General features: G+C 64.8%; 1 protein-coding gene and 1 pseudogene. Both read right to left on the reverse strand.

Going from position 1 to position 1,132, the window contains the following annotated elements; translation table 11 throughout:
• Positions 1-122, reverse strand: a pseudogene (locus SO139_RS46230) (IS91 family transposase); the annotation flags it as partial.
• Between the two features lie 11 nt (positions 123-133).
• Positions 134-1,024, reverse strand: a complete 891-nt coding sequence (locus SO139_RS46235) for a tyrosine-type recombinase/integrase (RefSeq protein ID WP_474805058.1) — start codon at positions 1,022-1,024, stop codon at positions 134-136.
• Positions 1,025-1,132: the final 108 nt, after the last annotated feature.

The raw sequence follows: 1,132 nt of genomic DNA on the forward strand, positions 1-1,132 counted from the left end.
CAGTTCTCGATCGCCGACATCACCTTCAATTGCTGGAGGCTGACATGGCCGGCATTGGCTTGACGCCACGCCGGACCACGGCCGCGGAAGATATCCGCGACTTCCAGTGCCAGAGGCGCCACCCGCGTCGTGCTTAGGCGGGTGGCGTATCCCTGGGCTCATTCTTCTTGGGTGTCAGCGGGGTGAGGCGATCCAGCGGGCTCATAACCTCGCGGATGGTGTTGGTGGCGACGCGGGTATAGAGCGCGGTGGTCTCGAGCTTGGCGTGCCCCAACAGGACCTGGATCACCCGAATATCGATGTTCTGCTCGAGCAGGTGGGTCGCGAAGCTGTGGCGCAAGGTGTGCGGCGTCACCTGCTTGGTAATCTCGGCCATGTGGGCCGCAGCGTGGCAGGCGCGCGTGAGCTGGCGTGTCGTCATTGGGCTGGCCGGCTTCAGTCCCGGAAACAGCCAGCCCTGCGGGCGGGCAATGCGGTACCAGTCGCGCAGAAGTTCGAGCAGCACCGGGGAAAGCATCGCGTGGCGATCCTTGCGGCCTTTGCCCTGTTCGACGCGCAGCATCATGCGCTCGGAGTCGATATCGGAGACCTTCAGCGCGACGACCTCGGAGACGCGCAGCCCCGCACCGTAGGCGATACTGAGCGCCGCCTTGTACTTGACGCTCGGCGCAGCCTCCAGAAAGCGCGCGACCTCCTCGCGGCTCAACACCACCGGTACCTTGCGCGGCTCGTGCATGAACGCCAGGTGCTTGGCCAGGTCGGGGCGATCCAGCGTCACATTGAAGAAGAACCGCAGCGCCGAGACGGTGGCGTTGATCTTTGGCGCGCCGGCGCCGCTCGACGCCAGATGCAGCCGAAAGCCGCGCACGTCCTCCGACTGGGCCAGGTCGGGAGAGCGGCCGAGAAACGCCGCGAAGTCCTTGACCCTTTGCACGTAGTCATGTTGGGTTTTTGGCGCGAACTTGCGGATCGCCATGTCTTCGATCATGCGCCGCCGCAACGGGCTGATGACTTGGTCGGTCATGGGGATGCTCCTGTCTTGAGTGAGGTTGTCGAACCCCTCGATCTCAAGACAGGACGCCCCATTGCGCTATCGTCTTGGCTCCGTCGCCAGCCGCGGCGCCCTACCGCG

Source organism: Bradyrhizobium sp. UFLA05-89 (genome assembly GCF_059803475.1).

Coding starts and splice junctions, on each gene's coding strand:
- SO139_RS46235 (WP_474805058.1), bottom strand. CDS start 1,024: ATGACCGACCAAGTCATCAGCCCGTTGCGGCGGCGCATGATCGAAGAC.